22 protein-coding genes, 2 tRNA genes and 1 pseudogene are annotated in these 24,459 nt (G+C 72.7%); 10 read left to right on the top strand and 15 right to left on the bottom strand.

Annotation, left to right across the window (positions count from 1 at the left end; all coding sequences use genetic code 11):
* Positions 1-3: 3 nt before the first annotated feature.
* Both AB0302_RS01640 and AB0302_RS01635 read right to left on the bottom strand, forming a co-directional pair.
* Positions 4-534 (bottom strand): hypothetical protein, encoded by a 531-nt coding sequence (locus AB0302_RS01640; protein WP_366370324.1) that lies wholly within the window; start codon positions 532-534, stop codon positions 4-6.
* Positions 531-1,313: an SDR family oxidoreductase gene (locus tag AB0302_RS01635; RefSeq protein WP_366370334.1), complete on the bottom strand. Its 783-nt coding sequence runs from the start codon at positions 1,311-1,313 to the stop codon at positions 531-533. Before AB0302_RS01635 ends, AB0302_RS01640 begins: the two co-directional genes overlap by 4 nt.
* Before the next feature lie 177 nt (positions 1,314-1,490).
* Between AB0302_RS01635 and valS the strand changes: the two genes are divergently transcribed.
* The 3 genes from valS (at position 1,491) to AB0302_RS01620 (ending at position 5,251) form a co-directional block, all read left to right on the top strand.
* Positions 1,491-4,160, top strand: a complete 2,670-nt coding sequence (gene valS, locus AB0302_RS01630) for a valine--tRNA ligase (protein ID WP_366370323.1) — start codon at positions 1,491-1,493, stop codon at positions 4,158-4,160.
* Positions 4,161-4,325: 165 nt separating this feature from the next.
* Positions 4,326-4,793, top strand: coding sequence for a DUF2231 domain-containing protein (locus AB0302_RS01625; RefSeq protein WP_298713407.1), 468 nt, complete (start codon positions 4,326-4,328; stop codon positions 4,791-4,793).
* 140 nt (positions 4,794-4,933) lie between these two features.
* On the top strand, positions 4,934-5,251 hold the full coding sequence (locus tag AB0302_RS01620) for a hypothetical protein (RefSeq protein ID WP_366370333.1): 318 nt from the start codon (positions 4,934-4,936) through the stop codon (positions 5,249-5,251).
* Between the two features lie 94 nt (positions 5,252-5,345).
* Here the strand turns inward: AB0302_RS01620 and AB0302_RS01615 are convergent, their stop codons facing one another.
* The 7 genes from AB0302_RS01615 to AB0302_RS01585 all read right to left on the bottom strand — a co-directional run bounded on the left by AB0302_RS01615 (position 5,346) and on the right by AB0302_RS01585 (position 11,636).
* Positions 5,346-5,963, bottom strand: a complete 618-nt coding sequence (locus tag AB0302_RS01615) for a DsbA family protein (RefSeq protein ID WP_366370322.1) — start codon at positions 5,961-5,963, stop codon at positions 5,346-5,348.
* A 60-nt stretch (positions 5,964-6,023) separates the two neighbouring features.
* Positions 6,024-7,322 (bottom strand): ATP-dependent Clp protease ATP-binding subunit ClpX, encoded by a 1,299-nt coding sequence (gene clpX / locus AB0302_RS01610; protein WP_298713402.1) that lies wholly within the window; start codon positions 7,320-7,322, stop codon positions 6,024-6,026.
* Between the two features lie 171 nt (positions 7,323-7,493).
* Positions 7,494-8,159, bottom strand: a complete 666-nt coding sequence (locus AB0302_RS01605) for an ATP-dependent Clp protease proteolytic subunit (RefSeq protein WP_248114972.1) — start codon at positions 8,157-8,159, stop codon at positions 7,494-7,496.
* A gap of 47 nt (positions 8,160-8,206) precedes the next feature.
* Positions 8,207-8,800 (bottom strand): ATP-dependent Clp protease proteolytic subunit, encoded by a 594-nt coding sequence (locus tag AB0302_RS01600; protein WP_248115310.1) that lies wholly within the window; start codon positions 8,798-8,800, stop codon positions 8,207-8,209.
* 260 nt (positions 8,801-9,060) lie between these two features.
* Positions 9,061-10,515, bottom strand: coding sequence for a trigger factor (tig, locus tag AB0302_RS01595; protein WP_319074935.1), 1,455 nt, complete (start codon positions 10,513-10,515; stop codon positions 9,061-9,063).
* A gap of 46 nt (positions 10,516-10,561) precedes the next feature.
* A tRNA-Pro gene (locus AB0302_RS01590) sits at positions 10,562-10,635 on the bottom strand.
* An 83-nt stretch (positions 10,636-10,718) separates the two neighbouring features.
* The gene (locus AB0302_RS01585) at positions 10,719-11,636 is read right to left on the bottom strand and encodes an SDR family oxidoreductase (protein WP_319074936.1); all 918 of its coding nucleotides are present in this window, start codon (positions 11,634-11,636) and stop codon (positions 10,719-10,721) included.
* Positions 11,637-11,690: 54 nt separating this feature from the next.
* Here AB0302_RS01585 and AB0302_RS01580 point away from each other — a divergent pair.
* Together AB0302_RS01580 and AB0302_RS01575 are read left to right on the top strand one after the other, a co-directional pair.
* Positions 11,691-11,761, top strand: a tRNA-Gly gene (locus tag AB0302_RS01580).
* A gap of 106 nt (positions 11,762-11,867) precedes the next feature.
* Positions 11,868-13,061: a glycosyltransferase 87 family protein gene (locus AB0302_RS01575; protein WP_366370321.1), complete on the top strand. Its 1,194-nt coding sequence runs from the start codon at positions 11,868-11,870 to the stop codon at positions 13,059-13,061.
* A gap of 11 nt (positions 13,062-13,072) precedes the next feature.
* Here the strand turns inward: AB0302_RS01575 and AB0302_RS01570 are convergent, their stop codons facing one another.
* The 5 genes from AB0302_RS01570 to AB0302_RS01550 all read right to left on the bottom strand — a co-directional run bounded on the left by AB0302_RS01570 (position 13,073) and on the right by AB0302_RS01550 (position 17,736).
* Positions 13,073-13,468 carry a hypothetical protein gene (locus AB0302_RS01570; protein WP_366370320.1) on the bottom strand — a complete coding sequence of 132 codons (396 nt, stop codon included), beginning with the start codon at positions 13,466-13,468 and terminating at the stop codon, positions 13,073-13,075.
* 367 nt (positions 13,469-13,835) lie between these two features.
* On the bottom strand, positions 13,836-14,741 hold the full coding sequence (locus tag AB0302_RS01565) for a DNA-formamidopyrimidine glycosylase family protein (protein WP_366370319.1): 906 nt from the start codon (positions 14,739-14,741) through the stop codon (positions 13,836-13,838).
* Complete coding sequence (locus tag AB0302_RS01560; protein ID WP_298713383.1) at positions 14,742-15,215, bottom strand: ribose-5-phosphate isomerase; 474 nt, start codon at positions 15,213-15,215, stop codon at positions 14,742-14,744.
* 86 nt (positions 15,216-15,301) lie between these two features.
* Positions 15,302-16,867, bottom strand: coding sequence for an NAD(P)/FAD-dependent oxidoreductase (locus tag AB0302_RS01555; protein WP_366370318.1), 1,566 nt, complete (start codon positions 16,865-16,867; stop codon positions 15,302-15,304).
* 14 nt (positions 16,868-16,881) lie between these two features.
* Entirely contained in the window at positions 16,882-17,736 is an 855-nt protein-coding gene (locus AB0302_RS01550) for an alpha/beta hydrolase (protein ID WP_285179551.1), read from the bottom strand.
* Positions 17,737-17,910: 174 nt separating this feature from the next.
* Between AB0302_RS01550 and AB0302_RS01545 the strand changes: the two genes are divergently transcribed.
* The 4 genes and pseudogenes from AB0302_RS01545 (at position 17,911) to AB0302_RS01530 (ending at position 22,615) form a co-directional block, all read left to right on the top strand.
* Complete coding sequence (locus AB0302_RS01545; protein ID WP_366370317.1) at positions 17,911-18,690, top strand: helix-turn-helix domain-containing protein; 780 nt, start codon at positions 17,911-17,913, stop codon at positions 18,688-18,690.
* Positions 18,691-18,819: 129 nt separating this feature from the next.
* Positions 18,820-21,459, top strand: coding sequence for an aminopeptidase N (gene pepN / locus AB0302_RS01540; RefSeq protein WP_366370316.1), 2,640 nt, complete (start codon positions 18,820-18,822; stop codon positions 21,457-21,459).
* A gap of 82 nt (positions 21,460-21,541) precedes the next feature.
* A pseudogene (locus tag AB0302_RS01535) lies at positions 21,542-21,973 on the top strand (OsmC family protein); the annotation flags it as partial.
* 270 nt (positions 21,974-22,243) lie between these two features.
* On the top strand, positions 22,244-22,615 hold the full coding sequence (locus AB0302_RS01530; protein ID WP_248115311.1) for a globin: 372 nt from the start codon (positions 22,244-22,246) through the stop codon (positions 22,613-22,615).
* Positions 22,616-22,620: 5 nt separating this feature from the next.
* Here the strand turns inward: AB0302_RS01530 and AB0302_RS01525 are convergent, their stop codons facing one another.
* Positions 22,621-23,358, bottom strand: a complete 738-nt coding sequence (locus AB0302_RS01525) for a hypothetical protein (protein ID WP_366370315.1) — start codon at positions 23,356-23,358, stop codon at positions 22,621-22,623.
* Between the two features lie 96 nt (positions 23,359-23,454).
* Between AB0302_RS01525 and AB0302_RS01520 the strand changes: the two genes are divergently transcribed.
* A complete protein-coding gene (locus AB0302_RS01520) occupies positions 23,455-24,447 on the top strand; it encodes an acyl-CoA thioesterase II (protein ID WP_298713368.1) in 993 nt (330 codons plus the stop codon).
* The last annotated feature ends 12 nt before the right edge of the window (positions 24,448-24,459 follow it).

Here is a 24,459-nt window from a genome sequence, read left to right as displayed (position 1 = left end):
AGGCTAGCGAGCGGACACCCGCGACGGCGATGAGTGCGGGGCCGAGGGCGGGGTGCGTTCTGCGAACTCGACGAGTCCGCCGAGCACGCCGCCGGCCACGCCCATCCACCGGCGCGGGTGCCGCGCACCGCGGCGGACGGCCAGGCGCTCGAGGCCCGCGTCCGCCTTCAGGGAGAGCCACAGGCTCACGCCCAGGACCGTCCCGATGCCGACGCTCCCCGCCGCCAGCGCCACCGCCTGACGCGGGCCGTCCACGACGGGGCCGGCCGAGGACGCGCTGCCGCCCCCGCGGACGGAGGCCGCCCAGGCACCGCTCGGGATGAGCAGGGCCACGGCGCCGCCGAACGCCGCCGCGGTCCGGACGTGCGGCAGCCGCCCCAGCGGGATCAGGGAGGCCGCTCCGCTGCCGAGGCCCGCGGCGGCGGCCGCGGCCAGCCGCAGCCGCGCATCGGGGATCGTCCGCTCCGCCCGGCGCACCTCCCGCTCGAAGCGCGCCCGCTCCGTGAAGGGCATGTCCTGCGCGAACCCGGTCATCGGCGGATCACCTTGTGCTGGGCGGCCTGCGCGACGGGCCGCATCACGATCTGGTCCAGGTTCACGTGGTGCGGCAGCTCCACGGCGTGCACGCACACCTCGGCGACGTCCTCCGCCGTGAGGGGCTTCTCCACGCCGGCGTAGACCGCGTCGGCCGCCGACTGGTCTCCCCCGAGGCGGTTCTTCGAGAACTCCTCGGTGTGCACCATGCCCGGCAGCACCTCGACCACGCGCACGTTGTGCTCGGCCTCCTCGAGGCGCAGGGCCCCGGTCAGCCCGTGGGCGCCCATCTTGGCCGCGTTGTACCCCGCACCTCCCTCATAGGCGACGATCGCCGCCGTCGACGTGAGGTTCAGGACGGTGCCCTCCCCGTGCGCGCGCAGCAGGGGAAGGAAGGCGCGGCACGCGTTCAGGGTGCCGAGCACGTTGACGCGGAACATCCACTCCCAGCCGGCCGGGTCGCCGTCGGCCACGGCGTCCACGCCCTGCGCGCCGCCCGCGATGTTGAGCAGCGTGTCCGCGCCGCCCTCCGCGGCCACCCGGTCGGCCAGCGCGCCGACGGCCGCCGCGTCCGTCACGTCGAGGGGCGCGGGCCGGACCTCCCCCATGAGGCCCTCGGCGCGCACCTGCGCGGCGAGCTGCTCGAGGCGCTCGGCGCGGCGGCCGGCGGCGTACACCCGCCAGCCGCGGCGGGCCAGCTCGAGGGCGGTGGCGCGGCCGATGCCGGAGGTCGCGCCGGTCACGACGGCGGTGCGGGGCGGCGTCGAGGAGTCGGCCACGGTGGACGGGGCGGGGGTCTGCGAGGTCTCGGTCACGCGTCCACTGTAGGCACGGGGCCGACGGGGACAGGGCCGCAGCGGGCCTCGTCGGCGCGCCGCACGCGGACCGTGCGGGAGGGGCGGGGATGGTCGTGCGTGCTCACGGCCCCACCGTGCGGCCGTGGGAGAATGGCCGGCATGGCTGAGAACACGCAGGGCACAGACACGCCCACCGACGCATCCCCCGCTCCGACGACCGCCGTGGCGGTCCCGGACCGCCCCGCCCTCGAGGGACTCGAGGACAAGCTGACCGCCCGCTGGGCCGAGGAAGGCACCTACGCCTTCGACCCGGACACCACGCGCGAGCAGGTCTACTCGATCGACACCCCGCCGCCCACCGCCTCCGGCTCCCTGCACGTGGGCCACGTGTTCTCCTACACGCAGACCGACGTGCTGGCCCGCTACCAGCGCATGACCGGCAAGAACGTGTTCTACCCCATGGGCTGGGACGACAACGGCCTGCCCACCGAGCGTCGCGTGCAGAACTACTACGGCGTGCGCTGCGACCCCACGAAGCCCTCCATCGAGGGCTACCGCCCGCCGGAGACGCCGGCGAAGAACCAGCGCGACTGGGACGTCGTCTCCCGCAAGAACTTCATCGAGCTCTGCGAGGAGCTCGCCGTGCAGGACGAGAAGGTCTTCGAGGACCTCTTCACCCGCCTCGGCCTCTCCGTGGACTGGTCCATGACCTACCGCACCATCGACGACGTCTCCCGCGCCGTCTCCCAGCGCGCCTTCCTGCGCAACATCGCCGCGGGCGACGCCTACCTCTCCGAGGCCCCCACGATGTGGGACGTCACCTTCCGCACCGCCGTGGCCCAGGCCGAGCTCGAGGACCGCGAGGTCGCCGGCGCCTACCATCGCTACCCGTTCTTCACGGCCGACGGCGAGCAGGTCTTCATCGAGACCACCCGCCCCGAGCTGCTCGCCTCGTGCTCCGCCCTCGTGGCCCACCCCGACGACGAGCGGTACCAGCCGCTGTTCGGCACCACGGTGCGCTCGCCCCTCTTCGACGTCGAGGTGGAGGTCAAGGCCCACGAGCTGGCCAAGCCGGACAAGGGCTCGGGCATCGCGATGGTCTGCACCTTCGGCGACCTGACCGACGTCACGTGGTGGCGCGAGCTGCAGCTGCCCACCCGGACGCTGATCGGGCGCGACGGCCGCTTCGCCGCCGACACCCCCGAGTGGATCACCACGGAGGCCGGCCGCGCCGCCTACGCCGAGACCGTGGCCGGCAAGACCGTGTTCTCCGCGAAGGAGGGCGTGGTGAACGCCCTCACCGAGGCCGGCCTCATGGACGGCGAGCCGAAGAAGATCATGCACGCCGTGAACTTCTACGAGAAGGGCGACAAGCCCCTCGAGGTCGTCACCTCGCGCCAGTGGTACGTCCGCAACGGCGGCCGCGACGCCGACCGCCGCTCCGCCCTCATCGAGCGCGGCCGCGAGCTGACGTGGCACCCCGAGCACATGCGCCACCGCTACGAGAACTGGGTGGACGGGCTCAACGGCGACTGGCTCGTCAGCCGCCAGCGCTTCTTCGGCGTGCCGATCCCGGTCTGGTACCGCCTCGACGAGGACGGCGAGCCGGTCTACGACGCGCCGATCGTCCCCGAGGACTCCGTCCTGCCGGTGGACCCCGTGGCCGAGCCCGCGCCGGGCTTCACCGAGGACCAGCGCGACGTCCCCGGCGGCTTCACGGGCGACCCCGACGTGCTCGACACGTGGGCGACCTCCTCGCTGACCCCGCAGATCGTGGGCCGCTGGAGCCGCGACGACGCGTTCTTCGAGAACGTCTTCCCGTTCGACCTGCGCCCGCAGGGCCACGACATCATCCGCACGTGGCTGTTCTCCACCGTGGTGCGCGCGGACGCCCTCAACGGCTCCGTCCCGTGGACGGACACCGCCCTCTCCGGGTGGATCCTGGACCCGGACCGCAAGAAGATGTCCAAGTCCAAGGGCAACGTGGTGGTCCCCACCGACATCCTCGAGGAGTTCGGCGCGGATGCGGTGCGCTACTGGGCCTCCTCGGCCCGCCTCGGCGCGGACACCGCCTACGAGGTGGCGCAGATGAAGATCGGCCGCCGACTGGCGATCAAGCTGCTCAACGCGGCGAAGTTCGTGCTCAACCTGGGCGCCACCTCCGACGCCGTGGTGCGCTCGGAGGCCGACGCAGCCGTCGTGACCAACGCCCTGGACGCCGCGCTGCTGGCCCGCCTGGCCCAGACCGTCGAGCAGGCCACCGCCGCGTTCGCCGGGTACGACTACGCCCGGGCGCTGAACGTGACCGAGCAGTTCTTCTGGCAGTTCACGGACGACTACGTGGAGCTCGTCAAGGACCGCGCGTACGGCGGCCACGGCGAGGCCGAGCAGGCCTCCGTGGTGGCGACGCTCGCCACCACCCTGGACGCGCTCCTGCGCCTCCTGGCCCCGTTCCAGCCGTTCGCGACCGAGGAGGTGTGGAGCTGGTGGCGCACCGGCTCCGTGCACCGCGCCCCGTGGCCCGGCCTCGAGGCCGAGCTCAGCGGGCTGCGCGCCGCGGCCGAGGGCGGCGACCCGCGGGTCCTCGCCGTCGTGGCGCAGGTGCTCGGCGGCGTCCGCAAGTCGAAGTCGGAGGCGAAGGTCAAGCAGCGCACCGAGGTCCGCACGGCGACCGTGCGGGCCGGCGCGGCGCAGCTCGACGCGCTGCGCGGCGGGCTGGCCGACCTGAAGGCGGCCGGCAACGTGGCCGACGTCGTGCTCGTCGAGGCCGAGGGCGAGGGCGACCTCGAGGTCACCGATGTGGAGCTGGCCCCGGCCGAGCAGGCCTGACCCGTCCACGGGCCCGGCGCGCCGTCCCACCCGGGGCGGGGTGCCGGGCCCGCGGCAACCGCCGGCAGGGCGCCGTCCGGCCGGCCGGGTGAGGACCAGTCACGCCAGGTGAGGGCAGGATCCCCTCCTCCGGAACGGACGCGGACCTTGCATATCGTCGCCCGCATGAACGGCCTCCCCCTGCACCCGCTCCTCGTCCACCTGCCCGTCGTGCTGATCCCCCTCGTCGCACTCCTGACGGTCCCGACCCTGGTCTCGCGCCGCTGGTTCCAGTGGTCCGCCCCCTTCACCCTCGGCCTGGCCCTGCTGGCCGCACTCGGCTCGTGGTTCGCCACGTGGTCAGGGGAGGACCTGGAGGCACGGCTCGGCGAGAGCTCGGCGCTGCTGGAGCAGCATGCCCAGCTCGGGGAGATGACGCGCAACCTGGCCTTCCTCACCCTCATGCTCCTCGCGGTCCACGTGGCTCTCTTCTGGCACCGCTCCCCCGCGGCGACGCGGGCGTTCGGTGAGAATCGACCCGTCGTCCACACCGTGCTGGCCGTGCTCACCCTCGTGGCCGCCCTCGCGGGCGTGGTCGTCGCGATCCAGGCGGGCCACGCCGGGGCGCAGCTCGTGTGGCTCGGGGCAGCGTGAGCGGCCGGGGCGGTCTGATGCGGGAGACTGGCCGCATGCGACTCCTCCCCCGCCCCACCGCCACCCCGCCGCCGGATCCGCGCCGCGGGTCCGCCGGCGCGCACCGCACCGCCCGCCGCACCGCCGGCGTGCTCGCCGGCATGGGCGTGCTGCACTTCGTGAGGCCCGCGCCGTTCGACGGCCTCATCCCGCCGGCCCTGCCCGGCTCCGCGCGGGCGTGGACCCTCGGCTCGGGTGTGGCCGAGCTGGCGGTGGCCGGTCTGCTCGCCGCCCCCAGGACGCGGAGGGTGGGGGCGCGCGCCGCCCAGGCGCTGTTCGTGGCCGTGTGGCCGGGCAACATGTGGATGGCCTGGCGCGCCCGGCACGCCTCGGCCCCCTTCCGCGCCATGGCCTTCGGCCGCCTGCCCCTGCAGATCCCGATGATCCGTTCGGCGGGACGGATCGCCCGGGCGCTCTGAAACCCGCGAGGACCCCCGCACACGCCGCAGGCCCGGCCTCTGCTCGAGGGAGCAGCTGCCGGGCCTGCGGTGCTCCGCGGCAGGAGCCCCAGGATCAGTCGAACTCGGGGCTCGTCGTGCGGGCGCGCTTGAGCTCGTAGAAGTACGGGAACTCGGCCAGCGCCACGGCGCCGTCGAAGATGCGGCCGGCCTGCTCGCCGCGCGCGATGCGGGTCATCACGGGGCCGAAGAACGCGGTCCCCTCGAGGGCCACGACCGGGGTGCCGACGTCGTTCCCCACCAGCTCCTCGGCCCTGCGCTGCGCCTCGCGGAGGCGATCGTCGGCGGCGTCGGTGCGGGTGGACTCCAGGACGGCGGTGGCGTCCAGGCCGAGCTCCTCGGCGGCCTCGGCGATGACCGCCTCGTAGTCCTTGTTCCCCTGCTCGTGGATGCGGGTGCCCAGCGCCGTGTACCAGTCGGCGAGCAGCTCGGGGCGCTCGGTGCCCACGTGCAGGGTGGCGCGGCCGGGGATGAGCCCCTCGTCCGTGTGGCGGCGGTAGTCCGGGTCCAGCTCGCGGCCCTCGTTGAGCATGTAGAGGGACATCTGGTGGAAGCGCACCTCGACGTCCCGGACCTGCTCGACCTCGAGCATCCAGCGGGACGTGATCCAGGCGAACGGGCACGTGGGGTCGAAGTAGAAGTCGACGACGGGGGTCTGCGGGGTCTCGGTCATGAGGGGCCTCTCTCTCGGTGACGGTGCTGCGGTGCGGACGCGGTGGGTCGGGCGGTGCCGTCAAGCGCTGCGGCCGCGGCGGCGGCGCTCCACCTCGGCCGGGATGAGCAGGGGCTCGGCGTCTCCGCGCACGGCGTCCCCGGTGACCACCACGGTCCCGACGTCCGTGCGGGAGGGCAGCTCGAACATCACGGGCTTGAGGACGTTCTCCATGATGGAGCGCAGCCCTCGTGCACCGGTGCCGCGGGCCTCGGCCAGCTCGACGACGGCCTCGAGCGCGTCCGGCTCGAACTCCAGCTCGACGCCGTCCATGAGGAACATCTTCCGGTACTGCTTCAGCAGGGCGTTCTTCGGCTCGGTGAGGACGCGGACGAGCTGCTCCCGCGTGAGGTCCTCCACCGTGGTGATGACGGGCAGGCGGCCGATGAACTCCGGGATGAGGCCGAACTTGAGGAGGTCCTCCGGGCGGACGTCCGCGTAGGAGGTCTCCCCCGCCCCCAGGTGGTTCAGCGGCGCGCCGAACCCGATCCCCTTGCGGCCGGCCCGGGAGCCGATGATCTCGTCCAGCCCGGCGAAGGCGCCGGCGACGATGAACAGGACGTTGGACGTGTCGATCTGCAGGAACTCCTGGTGCGGGTGCTTGCGACCGCCCTGCGGCGGCACGGAGGCCACCGTGCCCTCGAGGATCTTCAGGAGCGCCTGCTGCACGCCCTCGCCCGAGACGTCCCGGGTGATGGAGGGGTTCTCGGACTTGCGGGAGATCTTGTCGATCTCGTCGATGTAGATGATCCCCTGCTCGGCGCGCTTCACGTCGTGATCCGCGGCCTGGATGAGCTTGAGGAGGATGTTCTCCACGTCCTCGCCCACGTAGCCGGCCTCGGTGAGGCTCGTGGCGTCCGCGACGGCGAAGGGCACGTTCAGCTTCCGCGCGAGGGTCTGGGCCAGGTAGGTCTTGCCGGAACCCGTGGGCCCGACCATGAGGATGTTGGACTTGCCGATCTCCACGTCCGCCAGGTCGTCATGCCCCGACAGCCGCTCCGCGAGGTCCGCCCCGCGGTCCTGCGGGCTGCGCACGCGCTTGTAGTGGTTGTAGACGGCCACCGCGAGGGAGCGCTTGGCCGCCTCCTGACCCACCACGAACTGCTCCAGGTGGTCGAAGATCTCCTGCGGCGTGGGGAGCACCAGCTCGTCCGACTCGGCGGCCTCCCCCAGCTCCTCCTCGATGATCTCGTTGCAGAGCTCGATGCACTCGTCGCAGATGTAGACCCCCGGGCCGGCGATGAGCTTGCGGACCTGCTTCTGGCTCTTGCCGCAGAACGAGCACTTCAGCAGATCCGCGCTCTCTCCGATACGCGCCATGGTGGTCTCCTCGAGATGGGCGGGATGGACGGCGTCGTGTCCCGTGGCGGACGACTCCGTTGTCGGACTCGCTCCAGGATACGCGGGGACCCGGACGCGTTAAGGGGCGGACACCCGGGACGCCGCGAGGGCCCGCCCGCGATGCGGCGGCGGACCCTCGTGACGGTCGGCTCAGGCGGACGGACGGGTGATCTTGCGGGAGGGGAGCACCTCGTCGACCAGGCCGTACTCGAGGGCCTGGTCGGCCGAGAGGAACTTGTCCCGGTCGATGTCCCGGGAGACCTCCTCCGGGGTCCGGTTGGTGAGCGAGGCCAGGGTCTGCTCCATCCAGACGCGCATGCGGTTGATCTCCTGCGCGTGGATCTCCAGGTCCGTGGCCGTGCCCTGGTCGCCCTGCATCGCCGGCTGGTGGATCAGCACGCGGGCGTTGGGCAGCGCGAGGCGCTTGCCGGGGGCGCCGGCGGCCAGCAGCACCGCCGCGGCGGAGGCAGCCTGGCCGAGGCACACGGTCTGCACCTCGGGCCGGATGAACTGCATGGTGTCGTAGATCGCCGTCATGGCCGTGAACGAGCCGCCCGGGGAGTTGATGTAGAGCGTGATGTCACGCTCGGAGTCCATCGCCTCGAGGACGAGCAGCTGCGCCATCACGTCGTCGGCCGACGCGTCGTCCACCTGCGAGCCCAGGAAGACGATGCGGTCCTCGAAGAGCTTGGCGTAGGGGTCCTGGCGCTTGAAGCCGTAGGGAGTGCGCTCCTCGAACTGCGGCAGGATGTAGCGGGCGCTGGGAGCGGTGGCGGAGGGCGTCCCGGTGGGGAGCCCGGCGGGGAACGGGGTCATGGAAGGTCTCCTCGAGAGGGTCTGGATGGGGCCGGGAGCGGAAGGAGTCAGCCCTGGACGCCGCCGCCGCCGGACACGGACGACGCCCGCTCGGCGATGTGGTCGATGAAGCCGTACTCCCGGGCCTCCGCGGCGGTGAACCACTTGTCACGCGCGTTGTCCTCGAGGATGGTCTCGACGGACTGGCCGGTCTGCTCCGCGGTGAGCTCGGCCATGACCCGCTTCATGTGCAGGATGAGCTGTGCCTGGATGCGGATGTCCGACTCCGTGCCGCCGATGCCGCCCGAGGGCTGGTGCATGAGGATGCGGGCATGAGGGGTGGCGTAGCGCTTGCCCTTCGCGCCCGATGCGAGCAGGAACTGGCCCATCGACGCCGCGAGGCCGGTGGCCACGGTCACGACGTCGTTCGGGATGTACTGCATGGTGTCGTAGATCGCCATGCCCGCCGTGACGGAGCCGCCCGGCGAGTTGATGTACAGGTAGATGTCCTTCTCCGGGTCCTCCGCGGAGAGCAGGAGCAGCTGGGAGCAGATCGCGTTCGCGTTGTCGTCGCGCACGTCCGAACCGAGCCAGACGATGCGCTCCTGCAGCAGCCGCTTGTAGAGGTAGTCCTCGCGCTGCTCGGGATCCACCGAGGTCATGCGGGGGGTGATGTCAGTCATCACTGCTGCCTTCCTGTCGAGATGCTTCGCTGGCCCCCGTCCGTGCGCCGCTTCGGGCGCGGAGACGGGTCCCTGATCGAGGTCGACACTATCCGGGCGCCCTCGCCGCGCGAGGACGTGCCGGGGGCGTTTCGCTGTTGGCGCAGGTCGACGACGCCGCCCGGCGGCGGACGCACCGGCGCCCCCGTCCACAGGGGACGGGGGCGCCGGTGCACGGCGGGCACGGGCCCGCAGGAGGATCAGGCCTCGGTGGGCTCCTCGGACTCGGCCGCGGCCTCGTCCTTCTTCGCCGCGGCCTTCTTGGCGGCCGCCTTCTTGGCCGGGGCCTTCTTCGCGGGCTTCTCGGCCGGCTGCTCCTCGGCGGGGGCGTCCTCCACCGGGGCCTCCACGGCGTCAGCGCCGCCCGGGGTCACGAACGCCGTGAGGTCCACGGCGTTGCCCTCGGTGTCGGTGACCTCGGCGTGCTTGAGCACCTCGGCCAGCGCCTTGCGGCGGCGGACCTCGCCCATGATCATCGGGATCTGGCCCGCCTGGTCGAGCATCATGGCGAACTGGTTCGGGTCCATGCCGTACTCGGAGGACGTGGCGATGATGTACTCGATCAGCTCGCCCTGGTCCACGGTCACGGACTCTGCCTCGGCGACCTCGTCGAGGAGGACCTCGTTGGCGAACGCCTCGCGGGTGTTCTTCTCCAGCTCGGCGCGGTGCTCCGGGGTGTCGTGGTCGTCACCGGACTCGTGGCCGCCCGCGGAGAAGTGCTGCTCGAGCTGCTCTGCGATCACGCCGTCCGGCACGGGCACCTCGACGAGCTTGCCCAGCTCCTCGAGGACCTTGTCGCGCGCCTCGACGCCCTGACGGGTCACGGCGTCCTCGGCGGCCTTCTTCTTGAGGTCGGCCTTCAGCTCCTCGATCGTGTCGAACTCGGAGGCCAGCTGGGCGAAGTCGTCGTCGGCCTCGGGCAGCTCGCGGTCCTTCACGGCGGTGAGCTGCACCTTCACGGTGGCGGTGCGGCCGTCGTGCTCGCCGCCGTTGAGGGTGGTCTCGAAGGTGGCGTCCTCGCCGGCGGACAGGCCGTCGAGGGCCTCGTCGATGCCGTCGAGCATGGTGCCGGCGCCCACCTGGTAGGAGAGGCCCTCGGCCTGGTCGACCTGCTCGCCGTCCACGGTGGCGGTCAGCGAGACGGTGACGAAGTCGTCCTTGCCCGCGGGACGGTCCACGTCCTTGAGGGTGCCGAAGCGGGCTCGCAGGGCGTCGAGGGCCTTCTGCTCGTCCTCCTCCGAGGCGGCGGCGGGCTCCACGGTGACCTTGAGGCCCTTGTAGTCGGGCAGCTCGATGGTGGGGCGCACATCGAACTCGGCGGTGAAGGCCACCGGGGCCTCGCGGTTCGCGGAGTCCGGGGAGGCGGTCACGTCCACCTCGGGGCGGGAGATCGGGGTGACCTCGGCCTCCGAGACGGCCTGCGTGAACCACGTGTTCAGGCCCTCGTTGACGGCCTGGTCCACCACGGCCTCGAGTCCGAAGCGCTGCTCGATCATGCGCGCGGGGACCTTGCCGGCACGGAAGCCGGGGATCTGGACCTGCTGGGCGATGTCCTTGAACGCCTTGTCCAGCGCGGGCTTCACCTCCTCGAACGGCACCTCGACGGTCAGCTTGACGCGGGTCGGGCTGAGGTTCTCTGCGGTGGACTTGACCACGGATGGCTCCTGTTGCACTGGATGACGGATGGATGTGACGACAGTGTCGGGGTGACAGGATTTGAACCTGCGGCCTCACGCTCCCAAAGCGCGCGCTCTACCAAGCTGAGCTACACCCCGTCGTCTGGAGATGACGCCGGTCGGGCTCACGCGATCGCACGCCGGGCACCCGAGACGCTGCCTGCAGGGCAGACTGTGGAATCCTAGCGCGCCGCGCGGTCCGGGGCGAAAACCGGGGGCGGAGCCGTCGGCGTCGACCGGCCCGTGAACGCGTCCATGGTGGCATTGACGCCGAGGACGTCCATGGCGGCGTCGAAGGCGCCGCCGGGCAGGGCGCGCAGGGGGGCGATGAGCCCCACGGCCCGGGGCAGGAGGAGCCGACGGCGGCCCGCCTCCACCGCGTCCAGCACCGCGTCGGCCACCGCCTCCGGCCGCAGGATCGGCAGGAGCGCGGGGATGCGGGTGCGGACGCCGACGAACATGCCGGTGCTGACGTAGTACGGGCACACGACGAGCGAGGTGACGGGGCTGCCCTCCTTGCGGAGCTCGGCGCCCAGCGACTCGGCGAAGCCGACGGCGGCGTGCTTGGAGGCCGAGTAGTCGGTCTGCCGGGCGACGCCCACGAGCCCGGCGGCCGAGGCCACCGTGACGATCGCCCCGCGCCCCCGCGCCCGCATCCCGGGGAGCACCGCGCGGGTGAGCCAATAGGGAGCCAGCGCGTTCACCTCGAAGGTGCGGCGGATCCCCTCCTCCGTGGCGTCCTCGAGGCGCGCGCCGGTCACGACGCCCGCGTTGTTGACGGCCACGTCCACCTCGCCCGCGCGCTCGGCGGCCGCGGCGACGGCGGCGGCGTCCGTGACGTCGATCCGCTCGGCGACGCCCTGGGCGCCCCGGGACGTGGCCTCCTGCGCGACGGCGAGCGCGGCCGCCTCGTCCCGATCCCACACGAGCACGCGGGCCGCGCCCCGCTCCGCCGCACCGAGGGCCATGAGGCGGCCGATCCCGGAGCCGGCACCGGTGACGAGCACGGTGCGACCGGCGAGCGGCAGGCGGCGTCGGACGGGGACGACGGAGCGGAGGCCGCGGGCGGCGGCACCGGGTGAGGGGGGACGAAGCGGCATGGCGCCTCCGTGCTAGTCTGGCTGGCGCTGGTCCGCGATCCTCGCGGATGGCCCGGGGATGTAGCTCAATGGTAGAGCCCCAGTCTTCCAAACTGGCTACGCGGGTTCGATTCCCGTCATCCCCTCGTCCGTCCCGGCCCGCCGTCGTCTCCACGGCGGCGACCGGGACTTCTTCATGTCGGCGTCCTCCGCCCAGGTCGTGAGCCGATCCGAGCGAAGGAGCACCCGATCGTGTCCCACCGGCACACCGCCCCCGCGCCGTCCTCCCCGGCCGCCCGTGCCGCGGCCTGGGCGATCCCCGTCGCCGCCGCCCTGCTCATCGTCCTCCTCACGCCGGGGAGCGGGCTCGACCTCGCCGTGTACCGCGAGGGCGGCCTGGCCCTGCTGGACCCGGAGGCGGACCTCTACGCCCCGATCCTGGGCCCGGTGGGCGATCCGGGGCTGCCGTTCACGTACCCCACCTTCGCGGCCCTGCTGTTCACCCCGCTGACCCTGGTCCCGCTGCCCGTCTCCCTCGGAGTGCTGACGGTGCTCACCGCCGTGCTGATGCACCTGGTCAGCCGCGACCTGACCGGACGCCTGCGCGCGGCCCTGCCCCGGTGGCGGGTGCCCGCCTGGGTGCTCACCGTCGTGGCGCTCCTCGCCATGCCCGGCCGTGAGACGCTCACCTATGGCCAGATCAACGTGGTGCTCATGGCCTCGGTCTACCTCGCGCTCGCCTCGCGCCGGCATCCGTGGGCGTGGTTCGCCGTCGCCGTGGGCGTGACCGCCGGCATCAAGCTGACCCCGCTGGCCCTCCTCCTGCTGCCCCTCATGCTGGGCCGGTTCCGCACCATCCTGCTGGCCGGAGGCGCCTTCCTGGCCACGCAGGCCATCGGCTTCCTCGCGGCCCCGGAGCCCACCTGGCGGTTCTGGACCTCGGTGCTGCGGGACCCCTCCCGCGTGGGCGGGATCGACTACATCGACAACGCGTCCGTGCGCGGGATGCTCGCGCGCTTCACGGAGCACGAGACGCTCCCGTGGCTGCTCGGCGTCGCCGTGGTGATCGGCCTCGTGGCCGTCCTGCTCCGGCTGAACCGGCACGAGGACCGCGTCCTCCTGCTCGGCCTGAGCAGCACGGTGCCGCTGCTCATCTCGCCCATCAGCTGGGTCCATCACTTCGTGTGGTGGCCCGTGATCGTCTACGCCGTGCTGGCCCTCACGTGGCGCGTCCGGGCCCTGCGGATCCCGGCCATCGTGCTGGCGGTCCTGACGGTCGGCGCCCTGGCCCTGACCCCCAAGCACCTGGCCGGGATGTTCGGCCCCGGATGGATCAACCCGGTGATCGGCGCCGTCGCGCCGGCCGGTCTCGTCGTGCTGCTCGGCCTGACCCTGGCAGCAAGCCTCACCGCGCGACGGCCTGGAGCGGCCGTGGCGGCGCGGTAGGAGGCGAGGGGTCAGGCGGCGCTGCGCATGTCCAGCCTGAAGGTCATGTTCTGGATGAACACGTCCGGGGTGGCCTTGCCAACGGTGCCGACGCCGAGGGTGACGGTGATCCGCGTGACCGGACCGGCGATCGTCACGAAGGCGGAGCCGGTGGTGTTCGGTGTCGTCGTCTGGAGCCTCGTGCCCGAGACGGTGACGCCCGAGGCCGCGGTCGCCGTGGGCTCCGGGGACACCGTGATCACCTCCTGCACGCCGTACGTGCCGTTGTTGTCGATCCACTCGATGTCGGCGAGGGTGAACTGCACGTCCTCCACCGCGCGACGGAAGTCGATGGTGACGGTCTGCTCACCGCTGACGGTCACGGCGGTGGAGGTGCGCGTGAGGTTCCCGGGCCCCGTGTTGGTCACGTCCACCGGCGGCGCGGGAGACGGACGGGGTGGAAGCAGGCATGGCGAACTCCGGGGATGCTGGGCGGGAGGTGGGCGGCACGGCGCCTCTCTGAGGACTGAGCACCCTCCCGTCGACGCCGTGGGCAGTCCAGGCACAGCGGGGCCCAGAGAAATACCCGCGGAGAACACCCTGGGTTCCGCTCTGACCTGGACTTTCTCTCCAGCTGCGGGCGGAGCGTCAAAGGAGCCCGTGACGGTCAGCCGCCGGTCACCCGCCCCCGTGCGAGAGTTCATCCGATCGTCGGCGATTCGTCGCCAGGGAGCCCGCGGACCGCGTGGCCACAACGCTGTCAGCAGCGGCGGCTGATCGGCCGGCGGGTCGTCCTCACGTCTGGCACACGGTGCAGCGGTACAGCTTCCGCGCGGCCATCTCCTCCACCACGATCGCATCCCGCCCGCACACCAGGCACGGCCGGCCGTGGCGGTGGTAGACGTAGGTCGCGTGCTCGGGCCACGCCTCCTCGGCGGGAACGCCAGGCCGGTGCTCGGGGCGCGTCGTCACGATGCGTCCGAGACGCACGCCCTCGCGCATGAGCGCGGCGTTGTCGTCCCACAGGGCGCACAGCGCCTCCTCCCCCACGTCCCTCGCGGGTCTCCACGGGTCGATCCGGGCGCGGAACAGGGCCTCGGCACGGAAGATGTTGCCGATCCCGCTCGCGGCCGACTGGTCCATGAGCACGACGCCGATCGGCCGCCTCGTGCGGGCGGCGAGCCGCAGGAAGGGGGTGGGGTCGTCACCGTTGAGGGGGTCGGGACCGAGCGTCGCGGTCACCTGCTCCACCTCGTCGGCGGTGAGCAGCCGGCACTGCGCGGCCCCGATCAGGTCCGCCCAGCCGTGCGCGTAGCGCAGGCGCAAGCGCACCGTGGGGACCGGTGGCGGCGGGACGACCCAGCCGTCGTCGTGGGCGAGGCCGGATGTGGCCGGGCCGCCCTGCACCTCCCGCTCCCCGATGCGCCGCGGCGCGCCGATGGACGAGGCCGCGGCGAACGTCTCGTCCCCGCCGAAGGTCCATGCCCCGTACATGCCGAGGTGGACGTTGAGCGACAGACCGTCCTCGACGTCGGCGAAGAAGTGCTTGCCGTGCGCCCACGCGCGCTCGAGGACGCGCCCGTCGATCAGCGCCGCGCCCTCGGTGAACCGCCCCTGCGGGCTCGAGGCGCCCAGGATCTCGCCGCCGAAGACGTCGGTGAACTGCCGCGCGAGACGGTGGACGGAGTGCCCCTCAGGCACTCACATCACCACCTCGCCGGTCACCTCGTAGCGCGCGATCTTGCCGATGCGGCGCACGTGGCGCTCGTCCTCGCTGAAGGGCTCGGCGAGGAACGCCTCGATGATCGCGGTGGCCTCCTCGAGGCTGTGCTGCCGGCCGCCCACGGCGACGACGTTCGCGTCGTTGTGCTCGCGGGCGAGCTTTGCGGTGCTGAGGTTCCAGGCCAGCGCGGCGCGGACGCCCTGCACCTTGTTCGCGGCGATCTGCTCACCGTTGCCGGAGCCGCCGAGGACGATGCCGAGGGAGTCCAGTCCCTGCTCGCGGTCGGCGACGACGGCGCGGGCGGCGTTGATGCAGAAGCCCGGGTAGTCGTCCTGCGCGTCGTACTCGGTGGGTCCGTGGTCCACCATCTCGTAGCCGGCGGCGGTGAGGTGCTCCACCAGGTGGGCGGACAGCTCCATGCCGGCGTGGTCGGTGGCGATGTGGACGCGCATGCGCAGACTCCTCCAGAAGGACGACGGTCGGGTGGGGTCAGTCTACTGACGGCCCCACCCGACCCCCTGTCCCGGGGCGGGCCGGCTCAGATCAGCGCGACCGATCGCTCGGGCTCGCGCACCGGCATGGGCTCGGGCTCCCCGCTCGCCGAGGAGAGGAAGCCCTCCCCGGTGAAGTGGCCGTTGCGGGCGCGGAAGTCGTAGGCGTAGTCGGGCCAGATCAGCGTCAACTTGCCCGAGCGGGGGTCGACGTACCAGGAGTGGCAGCCGCCGTCCACGAGCCACACCGAGGTGGCGGCCCGCTCCTGGAGACGGTCCACGTACTCCTCCTGGGCGAATGTCTCGGGGACCATCGTCCGGATCCCGTCGTGCTCCGCCCGGTCCAGGGCCTCCAAGATGTACGCGATCTGCGACTCGATGATGTAGACGATCGAGTTGTGCCCCAGCGAGGTGTTCGGCCCGTTGATGGCGAACAGATTCGGGAATCCCGCCACGGCCGTGGAGTCGAACGCCGCCATGCCGCTGCTCCAGTGATCGGCCAGGGAGCGGCCCTCACCGTCGTGGACGCGGTCGGCGAACGGCGGCTGGGCCGCCTCGAAGCCGGTGCAGAGGACGACGGCGTCGACCTCGTACCCGTGACCGCTCACGCCGAACAGCCGGCTCCCCTCGACGCGGTCCAGGGCGCTGTCCTCCAGGGTGACGTTGTCCCGGGCCATGGCCGGGTAGTAGTCGTTGGAGACGAGCACGCGCTTGCAGCCCGGCAGGTACCGCGGCGTGAGGCGCTCGCGGAGCTCGGGGTCAGAGACCGCGGCGGCCAGGTGCCCGAGGGCCTGGGCCCGGACCTGGTCCAGCGCGGCCGGCACACCGCGGCGCTGGGCATAGTTCGACTCGGCGAACCAGAAGATGTCGTCGCGCTCGCGCTGCATGGTGTGCGGGGCGCGCTCGAACATGCGCCGCACGGCCGCGGAGTACGGCTTGACCACGCGCGGGGTGACCCACGCGGGGGTGCGCTGGAAGACGACGAGCTCGGCCGCCGTCGCCGCCAGCTCGGGGATGACCTGGATCGCGGAGGCGCCGGTGCCGACGACGGCGACACGCTTGCCCTTCAGGTCCACCGTGTGGTCCCAGCGCGCGGAGTGGATGACCTCGCCCTCGAAGGCGTCGAGACCCGGGACGTCCGGCAGGCGGGGGTCGGCGAGGTGCCCGGTGCCCATGACGAGCCAGCGTCCCGTGTAGGTCCCGCGCGGGGTCCGCACCGTCCACCGCTCCGTCTCGGGGTCCCAGTGCGCTTCGAGCATGTCCGCCCCGAGACGCAGGTGCGGGGTGAGGCCCTCGTCCTCGGAGAAGCGCACGAGGTAGTCCTGGATCTCCGGACCCGGTGTGTAGAAGCCCGACCACTGCGGGTTCGGCGCGTAGGAGAAGCTGTAGAGGTGGCTCGGGACGTCGCACGCGGCGCCCGGGTAGGTGTTGTCCCTCCAGGTCCCGCCGACCTGCTGGGCGCGGTCCAGGATGAGGAAGTCCTCGCGGCCGTGATGCCGCAGCTGGGCGCCCATGCCGAGGCCGGCGAATCCGGAGCCGATGACGAGGATCTCGGCGGACTCGTCGCGCGGTGCGGGGCGCACGTCGGTGGTGGTGGTCGTGGTGGTGGTCATGGCTGGCCCCTCTCTCAGGCGTGGGTCTCGGGGATGATCGCGCCGGCCGGATGGCGGTCCGGCTCGCGCAGGTGCAGGTCGACGATCTGCATGAGTTCGGCCGGGCGCTCGAGGAAGAAGGCGTGGCCGCTCGTCATGGTCGTCAGCCGCGCGTCGTCGATGATGCCGAGCAGCTCGTACTGGTGATGGGGCGGGACCATGATGTCCTCGGCGCAGGAGACGATCAGTGTCCGCGCGGTGACGGCGGAGAGACGGTCGGCGACGTCCACGCGGGCGTTCAGGTCCATCTGCCGGGCGGTGAACTCGTCCGCGGTCAGGGAGGCGAGCGCCCCGTCGAGCATGGCCGGGGTCAGGGAGCGCAGGGCCAGCGGGGACAGGCCGCAGAAGGCCGTGTAACGGGCCAGGGCATCAGGGCTCGTGGCATACAGGTGCCGCCAGACCTCGTTGCGCAGGCGCTGGTGGACATCCGTCGTCGCCCAGCCGGCCACGAGCACGAGGTTCTCCACACGGCGACCGAGGTCGGCGGCCAGCTGCCCGGCCACGACGGCGCCGAGCGAGTAGCCCAGCAGGTCGAAGGCGGCGTCGGGGCCGAGGAGATCATCGACGGCGGCCCGCACCTGGCCGACCAGCAGGTCGACGGTCAGGTCCGCGGCGGGGTCGGCCGTCGGCGCCCAGTCCACGGCGATGACGCGTGTCCGCGTGGCCATCATCGGGAACAGGTGGCCGAAGTGCGAGTCGGTCGTCCCGCCCGTGCCGTGGACCAGCACGAGAGGCCGGTCGAGCTCCCCGGGTGTCACCGAGTCGTGGCAGGTGACGGAGGCACCGTCCACGCTGACGGTGCGCGTGACGGTCGATGCGGTCAGTGGCATGGGGCTCCTCCTGGAAACCGATATGTGGACTAGTGGACCCGACACCTGCGATGTGACGCGCCCTACATTTCCCAGCATGGCGCGTTCAGTTCTCAAATTGCAAGCAGGGGCGGCAGTCATTTAGTCCATTAGATGGAACTAGCTCTGACGCCGGAGCTGCGGCACGATGGACCGGTGACCCCTTTGACCCCGCCCACCGGCGTCCTGCCCCGTGCCGCCCTCGTGATGCGCCTGCTGCACGAGGCCGGACCCGCCGGCCTGCGGCTGAGCCAGCTCGTCCAGCGGACGGGCCTGCCCCAGCCCACCGCCCATCGACTGCTGGCCGACCTGGCCGAGGAGGGTGCCGTGACCCGACGTGGGGCCGCCTATGCACTCGGCGATCGGTGGGGCCCCGTCGGGTTCGAACCGGTGACGCCGCGGTGCCTGATCGAACGCGAGGCCAGCCGGGCCGTGGTCCAGGCCGCCGCGGACGAGCTGGGGGACACGGTCTACCTGGCGGCACGGGCCGCGGGCGGAGTGGCCTACCTCCTGCGATGCGACGGCGACTCCCCCGTGCGCGTCTTCACCGTGGAGGTCGGCGAGGTCAAGCGGCTTGCCGCCGGGTACGCCGGCATCGCGCTCCTGGCCTCCCTGCCGCCCGAGCGCCGGCGAGCGGAGGTGGACGCGGTCGTCGCCCGGCCTCCCCGTCGCTGGAACCTGACGGATGACGGAGCCCTGCACGACCTGCTGGACACCCTGCTGCGTCAGATGGAGGAGCAGGGGTGGTGCGGCGGTGTGCCGGTCGTGCCCGGGGTGGCCGGAGTCGCCTGTGGCATTCCGGTGCGGACGGGAAGCATCCCCCAGGTGTCCCTCACGGCCTCGGCGGCCGAGCAGCGGATGCCGCCGGCACGAGTGCCCGAGGTTGCTGAGGTGCTGCGTGCGGCGGCGACCCGACTGGCCGAGATCGGGGGCTGAGTACACCGGCCGGCCCGCTCTGCGGTGCGCCGTCCACGACGCCCGGGCCAGGTGACACAATGGCGGTCAGTGAGCCGGGGCACATCCCGCACCGGCCGTCGTCGTCCCTTCCCTACCCCTGGAGGTTCCGTGAGCTCCGCACGCCTGAACATCACCCGCGAGGAGGCCGCGCAGCGCGCCGCCGCCCTGACCGTGGACGCCTACGAGGTGAGCCTGGACCTCGCCCGCGGCGCCGAGCGCTTCGCCGTGACGAGCACCGTCACCTTCGCGGCGAGCGAGGACGCGGTGGGCTCGAGCACGTGGATCGACTGGGTGGCGACGACGGCGCCCCGCGCGGTCACGCTCAACGGCGAACGCCTGGACGTCGCGGACTTCGACGGCGCCCGCGTGGCCGTCGGCCCGCTGGCCGCGCAGAACACGCTCGTGGTGGAGGCCGAGGGCGACTACTCGACCACCGGTGAGGGCCTGCACCGCTTCGTGGACCCGGTGGACCAGGAGGTGTACCTCTACACCCAGTTCGAGGTGCCGGACTCCCGCCGCATGTTCCCCGTGTTCGAGCAGCCGGACCTGAAGGCGTCCTTCGCGTTCAGGGTCACGGCGCCGGCGCACTGGGCCGTCGTCTCCAACCAGCCGGAGGCCGCCCGCCGTTCCCTCGGCCGCGTCGAGAACGAGGACAACCTCGGCGGCGTGGACGCCGCCGTGTGGGAGTTCGCCCCCACCCCGCGCATCTCCTCCTACATCACCGCCCTCGTGGCCGGCCCGTACAGGTCCACGCATTCCGAGCTGAGCAGCGCGGACGGCCGCACCATCCCCCTCGGCGTGTACTGCCGCGCCTCCCTCTTCGAACACCTCGACGCGGACGCCGTCTTCGACCTCACCCGTCGCGGCTTCGAGTTCTTCGAGGCGCAGTACGGCCACCCCTACCCGTTCGAGAAGTACGACCAGCTCTTCGTGCCGGAGTTCAACGCGGGCGCCATGGAGAACGCCGGCTGCGTGACGTTCCTCGAGAGCTACGTCTTCCGCGGCACGGTCACGGAGGCCGTCGTCGAGCGCCGCGCCATCACCATCCTGCACGAGCTCGCCCACATGTGGTTCGGCGACCTCGTGACCATGCGCTGGTGGAACGACCTGTGGCTCAACGAGTCCTTCGCCGAGTTCATGTCCACGCTCGCCGCGGCCGAGAACACGGAGTACACCGGCGCGTGGACCACGTTCTCCTCGATGGAGAAGAACTGGGCGTACCGCCAGGACCAGCTCTCCTCCACGCACCCGATCACGGCGCAGATCCGCGACCTCGACGACGTGCTCGTGAACTTCGACGGCATCACCTACGCCAAGGGGGCCTCGGTGCTTCGCCAGCTCGTCGCGTGGGTGGGTCAGGAGAACTTCATGGCCGGCGTGCGCGAGTACATCGCCAAGCACGCGTGGTCCAACACCGAGCTGCCGGACCTCATGACGGAGCTCGAGGCCTCCTCCGGCCGGGACCTCTCCGAGTGGACCCGCCAGTGGCTCGAGACCTCCGGCGTGAACACCCTCCATGTGGAGGTGGACACGGACGCGAGCGGCACGATCGCCTCCCTGCGCCTGCGCCAGACCGCGCCGGACGGCTCCCCCACCGCGCCCGGCGACGACATCCTGCGCCCGCACCGCCTCGCGGTCGGCTTCTACGACGTCGACGAGGCGACCGGCCGCCTGACCCGGACCGACCGCTTCGAGCTGGACGTGGCGGGCGAGCTGACCGAGGTGGCGGAGGCCGCGGGCCGCCGTCGCCCCGCGCTGATCCTGCCCAACGACGACGACCTCGCCTACGCCAAGATCCGCCTCGACGACGCCTCGTGGGAGGCCGCGTCCACCCGCCTGAAGGACGTGGACGGCTCCCTGCCGCGCACCCTTCTGTGGGGCGCCGCATGGGACACCGTGCGCGACGGCGAGGCCTCGGCCGCGTGGTTCGCCGAGCTCATCCTGGCGAACATCGGCGAGGAGCGGGACTCCACCGTGGTGCAGACCCTGCTGCGCCAGCTGGCGACGTCGCTGTCCCAGTACCTGCCCGAGGCGCAGTCCCGCCCGGCGCGCGAGCGCGTGGCGGACCGGCTGTGGGCCCTGACGGAGCAGGCCGAGGCCGGGTCGGACAACCAGCTGCAGTTCGTCAAGGCCTTCGCCCTGCACGCACGGACGGGCGCGCAGCTCGACGCCCTCGACGCCGTCGTGGACGAGCGCAGCGTGCTGCCCGGTCTGGACCTCACGACGGACCTGAAGTGGGAGCTGCTCACCGCGCTCGTGGCCGCGGGCCGCGCGGGCGAGGAGCAGATCGCGGCGGCCGCGCAGGCCGACGCCACCGCCACCGGCGCGCTCGCGGCGCTGCAGGCCCGCGCCGCCGTGCCCACCGCCGAGGCCAAGCAGGAGGCGTGGCGCCGGGTGGTGGCCGGCGAGCTGTCCAACACGGAGCAGCGCCAGGCGCTCATCGGCTTCGGCCGGGTGCACGACCGCTCCCTGATCGCCCCCTACGCCGAGGAGTACTTCTCCCGCATCGAGCAGGTGTGGGACTCGCGCTCGCACGAGATGGCCGAGACCGCGGCGACCCTCGGGTTCCCGGCGGCGCAGGTGGGCCAGGAGGTGGCGGACCGGGCGACCGAGCTCTCCGAGCGGGTGAAGGGCTCCCGCGCGGGCCTGTCCCGCGTGGTGGCCGAGGGCCGCGACGAGATGGTCCGCGCCCTCGCCGCTCGCGCGCATGCGGAGGAGAACGTGCACGAGGTGTCCGCCGCGGGCTGACGCGGCCCCTCCCCGGCACGGGGCCGGACCCTCGACGGGTTCGGCCCCGTGGCGCGTCCTGGCGCGGCACTAGGCTGGGAGGATGAAGCACACCTTCACGCTGCGCACCGAGTGGACCGGCGACCGCGGGACCGGCACGTCCGGCGTCCGCGACTACGACCGCTCCGTGGTCATCCAGGACGCCGGCGTCGGGGAGATCCACGCGTCGGCGGCCCGGCCCTTCCGCGGAGACGACTCGAAGTGGAATCCGGAGACCCTCCTGCTCGGCGCGCTCGCCGAGTGCCACACGCTCTCCTACCTGCACGCCGCCGCGACCTCGGGACTCGTGGTGACCGGCATGGCCTGCACGGCGTCCGGTGAGATCGAGGTGGACGGCGACGGCGCGGGGCGCTTCGCCTCGATCACCCTGCGCCCCGAGGTGCGCCTGGCCGACGAGTCCCACCGCGGCGAGGCCGACGCCCTGCACGCCGAGGCGCACCGGCTCTGCTTCATCGCGAATTCGCTCTCCGCGCCGGTGACGGTGGAGCCGGTCGCCGGCCCCGGCCCGGGCAGCGGGCCCGCGACGTCGTCCGGGCTCCCCGACCTGTCCTCCCGCCTGGGCGCTCCGCTCGCGGTGCTGCGCCCGCGCGGCGCGAACCGGCCGAGCGCCGTGACCGGCATGGAGAACCGGCCCACCGAGGTGGAGCCGGTCACGAAGGACGGCGCCCCCGCGCCCGTTGACCAGGTCCGCGCGCGCGACGCGCAGAGTGGCCCGACGACGGCGGGGCCCACCGCGCCCGACCGGATGACCAGCTTCTACGACGCGGTCGGCGGGCACGCGACGTTCTCGAAGCTCGTGCACGAGTTCTACTCGCGCGTCCGCGAGGACGAGCTGCTCGCGCCCATGTACCCGCAGGAGGACTTCGCCGGCGCCGAGGTGCGCCTGCGCCTGTTCCTCGAGCAGTACTGGGGCGGGCCGAGGACGTACTCCGAGCAGCGGGGCCACCCCCGCCTGCGCATGCGCCACGCGCCCTACAAGGTCGACCCTGCCGCCCGCGACGCCTGGCTGCGGAACATGCGTGCCGCCCTGGACACCCTGGACCTGTCCCCGCTGCACGAGGCCGAACTGTGGGACTACCTCGAGCGGGCGGCGCACTCGCTGCAGAACTCCGCCTGACTCTCTCAGACCGCGACGGCGGCCCTCCCCAGGACGAAGCCACCCGGGGTGTCGAGCCGGGTCCACGGGCCGGCGGTGCTCAGGCGGGCGTGGCTGCCCGGGAGCAGGAAGCCCAGCGCGTGCGCGCCGAACGCCATGCCCGCGGGGAACTGGAGGGCGTCCCCGCCGAGGGTGGGGCCCCACATGCGGGCACGGACCTGGCGCACCACGGCCTCGCCGGGGTTCTCGGGCAGAGCCGCCCGCACGGCCTCCACGCCGCGGGAGGCCACCTCGATCAGCTCCTCGTCCGCCACCTCGGCGGCCGGGGTCCAGCCGGAGCGCGGCGGCGTCAACGCGGTCCAGGAGACCTGCTCACGGGTCGGCGGGACGGGGAACGCGAGGTCCACCGGGTCCTGCCCGCGCATGCGGGCGGTGCGCTCCGTCACGGCCCCGAGCGGGACGACGACGTCGAGTCCGGCGACCCCGTCCGCCGTCGCGAGCGGAACGGTGCGCAGGCCGAGGACCACGGGGACCCGGTCGCCGAGACCCTGCGGCTGCAGCACGGAGACCCACTGCGCGAGCATCGGCGTGCGGGAGGACCCCGCCTCCGCGACGACGTCCAGGCGCATCCCCGTGTCGGCCACGCGGCGGGCGCGCGTGGCGAACTGCTCGAGGTCGCGGACGGCGCGCTCGTCGGCGAAGGTCAGGACGGGGACGCCGTCCCGGTCGCGGGGGGTGCCGGTGGAGGGGGGCTGCTGGCTCATGACAGCATTGTCCCAGGTTCGGCCCCGCCCGGACCCGCCCCGTGCCCGGAATCGGCCCGGGCGCCGCACGGACCACTCCAGGAAAGGGAGCACCCCATGACGCCGCGCACCCCGAAGCGCCCCGCCTCCGCGCCGAAGGACCCCACCGACCTGCTGCGTGGCATCCTCGACCTGGCAGACGCCGGCCCGGACCCCGTCACCGGCGAGCCGCGGTTCACCGGCACCACGCCGCGGCAGGCGCACGGCCGCGTCTTCGGCGGTCAGGTGCTCGCCCAGGCGCTGGCCGCGGCCGCGCGGACCGTGGCGGGCACCCGGCCCGCGCACTCGATCCACGGGTACTTCATCCGCCCCGGGGACGCGCTGCAGCCGATCACCTTCACCGTGGAGACGCTCCGCGACGGCCGCTCCTTCTCCGTGCGGCGCGTGCTCGCGTCCCAGAACGAGAAGGCCATCCTCGCCCTGACGTGCTCCTTCCAGGAGCCGGCCGAGGGAGTGGACCACCAGGTGGCCATGCCCGAGGACGTCCCGGCCCCGGAGGAGCTGCCCACCACCGCCGACGTCCTGGGCAACATCCGCCACCCCGTGGCGCAGGAGTGGTCCTGGTCCCGCCCCTTCGACATCCGCCACGTCCAGTCCCCCATCTACGTGGACCGCGCGGCCCGGGCCCAGAACACGAACATGGTGTGGATGAAGACGTTCACGCCGCTGGCCGACGACCCGCGCCTGCACCTGGCCGCCCTGACGTACGCGTCCGACTACACGCTGCTCGAGCCGATCCTGCGCCAGCACGGGGTGGCCTGGGTGCAGCCGGGCATGTCCGTCGCGTCGCTGGACCACGCGATGTGGTTCCACCGTGCGGCCCGCGTCGACGAGTGGCTGCTCTACGTCCAGCACTCCCCCAGCGCCCAGGGCGCGCGCGGGCTCGGCCAGGGCTCGGTCTTCACCCGCGAGGGCGAGCTGGTGGCCACCGTGGCCCAGGAGGGGATGGTGCGCCTGCCGCAGGGCCATGCGGCGACCCGTGCGAAGGTCCAGGACGCCGCCCAGCGCCTGACCATGCGGACCCTGCTGCGCCGCAGCTGGCGCCGCTGAGACACCCCCCGT

The sequence above is a fragment of the Micrococcus sp. NPDC078436 genome (assembly GCF_040702705.1).
Lineage (GTDB): Bacteria > Actinomycetota > Actinomycetes > Actinomycetales > Micrococcaceae > Micrococcus.
Note: the sequence above shows the minus strand (reverse complement) of the source record. Positions and strands in the feature narration are given on the sequence as shown.

Coding starts and splice junctions, on each gene's coding strand:
- AB0302_RS01640 (WP_366370324.1), bottom strand. CDS start 534: ATGACCGGGTTCGCGCAGGACATGCCCTTCACGGAGCGGGCGCGCTTC.
- valS (WP_366370323.1), top strand. CDS start 1,491: ATGGCTGAGAACACGCAGGGCACAGACACGCCCACCGACGCATCCCCC.
- AB0302_RS01625 (WP_298713407.1), top strand. CDS start 4,326: ATGAACGGCCTCCCCCTGCACCCGCTCCTCGTCCACCTGCCCGTCGTG.
- AB0302_RS01620 (WP_366370333.1), top strand. CDS start 4,934: ATGGGCGTGCTGCACTTCGTGAGGCCCGCGCCGTTCGACGGCCTCATC.
- AB0302_RS01615 (WP_366370322.1), bottom strand. CDS start 5,963: ATGACCGAGACCCCGCAGACCCCCGTCGTCGACTTCTACTTCGACCCC.
- clpX (WP_298713402.1), bottom strand. CDS start 7,322: ATGGCGCGTATCGGAGAGAGCGCGGATCTGCTGAAGTGCTCGTTCTGC.
- AB0302_RS01605 (WP_248114972.1), bottom strand. CDS start 8,159: ATGACCCCGTTCCCCGCCGGGCTCCCCACCGGGACGCCCTCCGCCACC.
- AB0302_RS01600 (WP_248115310.1), bottom strand. CDS start 8,800: ATGACCTCGGTGGATCCCGAGCAGCGCGAGGACTACCTCTACAAGCGG.
- AB0302_RS01585 (WP_319074936.1), bottom strand. CDS start 11,636: ATGCCGCTTCGTCCCCCCTCACCCGGTGCCGCCGCCCGCGGCCTCCGC.
- AB0302_RS01560 (WP_298713383.1), bottom strand. CDS start 15,215: ATGCGCGTCCACATCGCCACCGACCACGCCGGCATGGAGCTGTCCGCC.
- AB0302_RS01555 (WP_366370318.1), bottom strand. CDS start 16,867: ATGACCACCACCACGACCACCACCACCGACGTGCGCCCCGCACCGCGC.
- AB0302_RS01550 (WP_285179551.1), bottom strand. CDS start 17,736: ATGCCACTGACCGCATCGACCGTCACGCGCACCGTCAGCGTGGACGGT.
- AB0302_RS01530 (WP_248115311.1), top strand. CDS start 22,244: ATGACCAGCTTCTACGACGCGGTCGGCGGGCACGCGACGTTCTCGAAG.
- AB0302_RS01525 (WP_366370315.1), bottom strand. CDS start 23,358: ATGAGCCAGCAGCCCCCCTCCACCGGCACCCCCCGCGACCGGGACGGC.
- AB0302_RS01520 (WP_298713368.1), top strand. CDS start 23,455: ATGACGCCGCGCACCCCGAAGCGCCCCGCCTCCGCGCCGAAGGACCCC.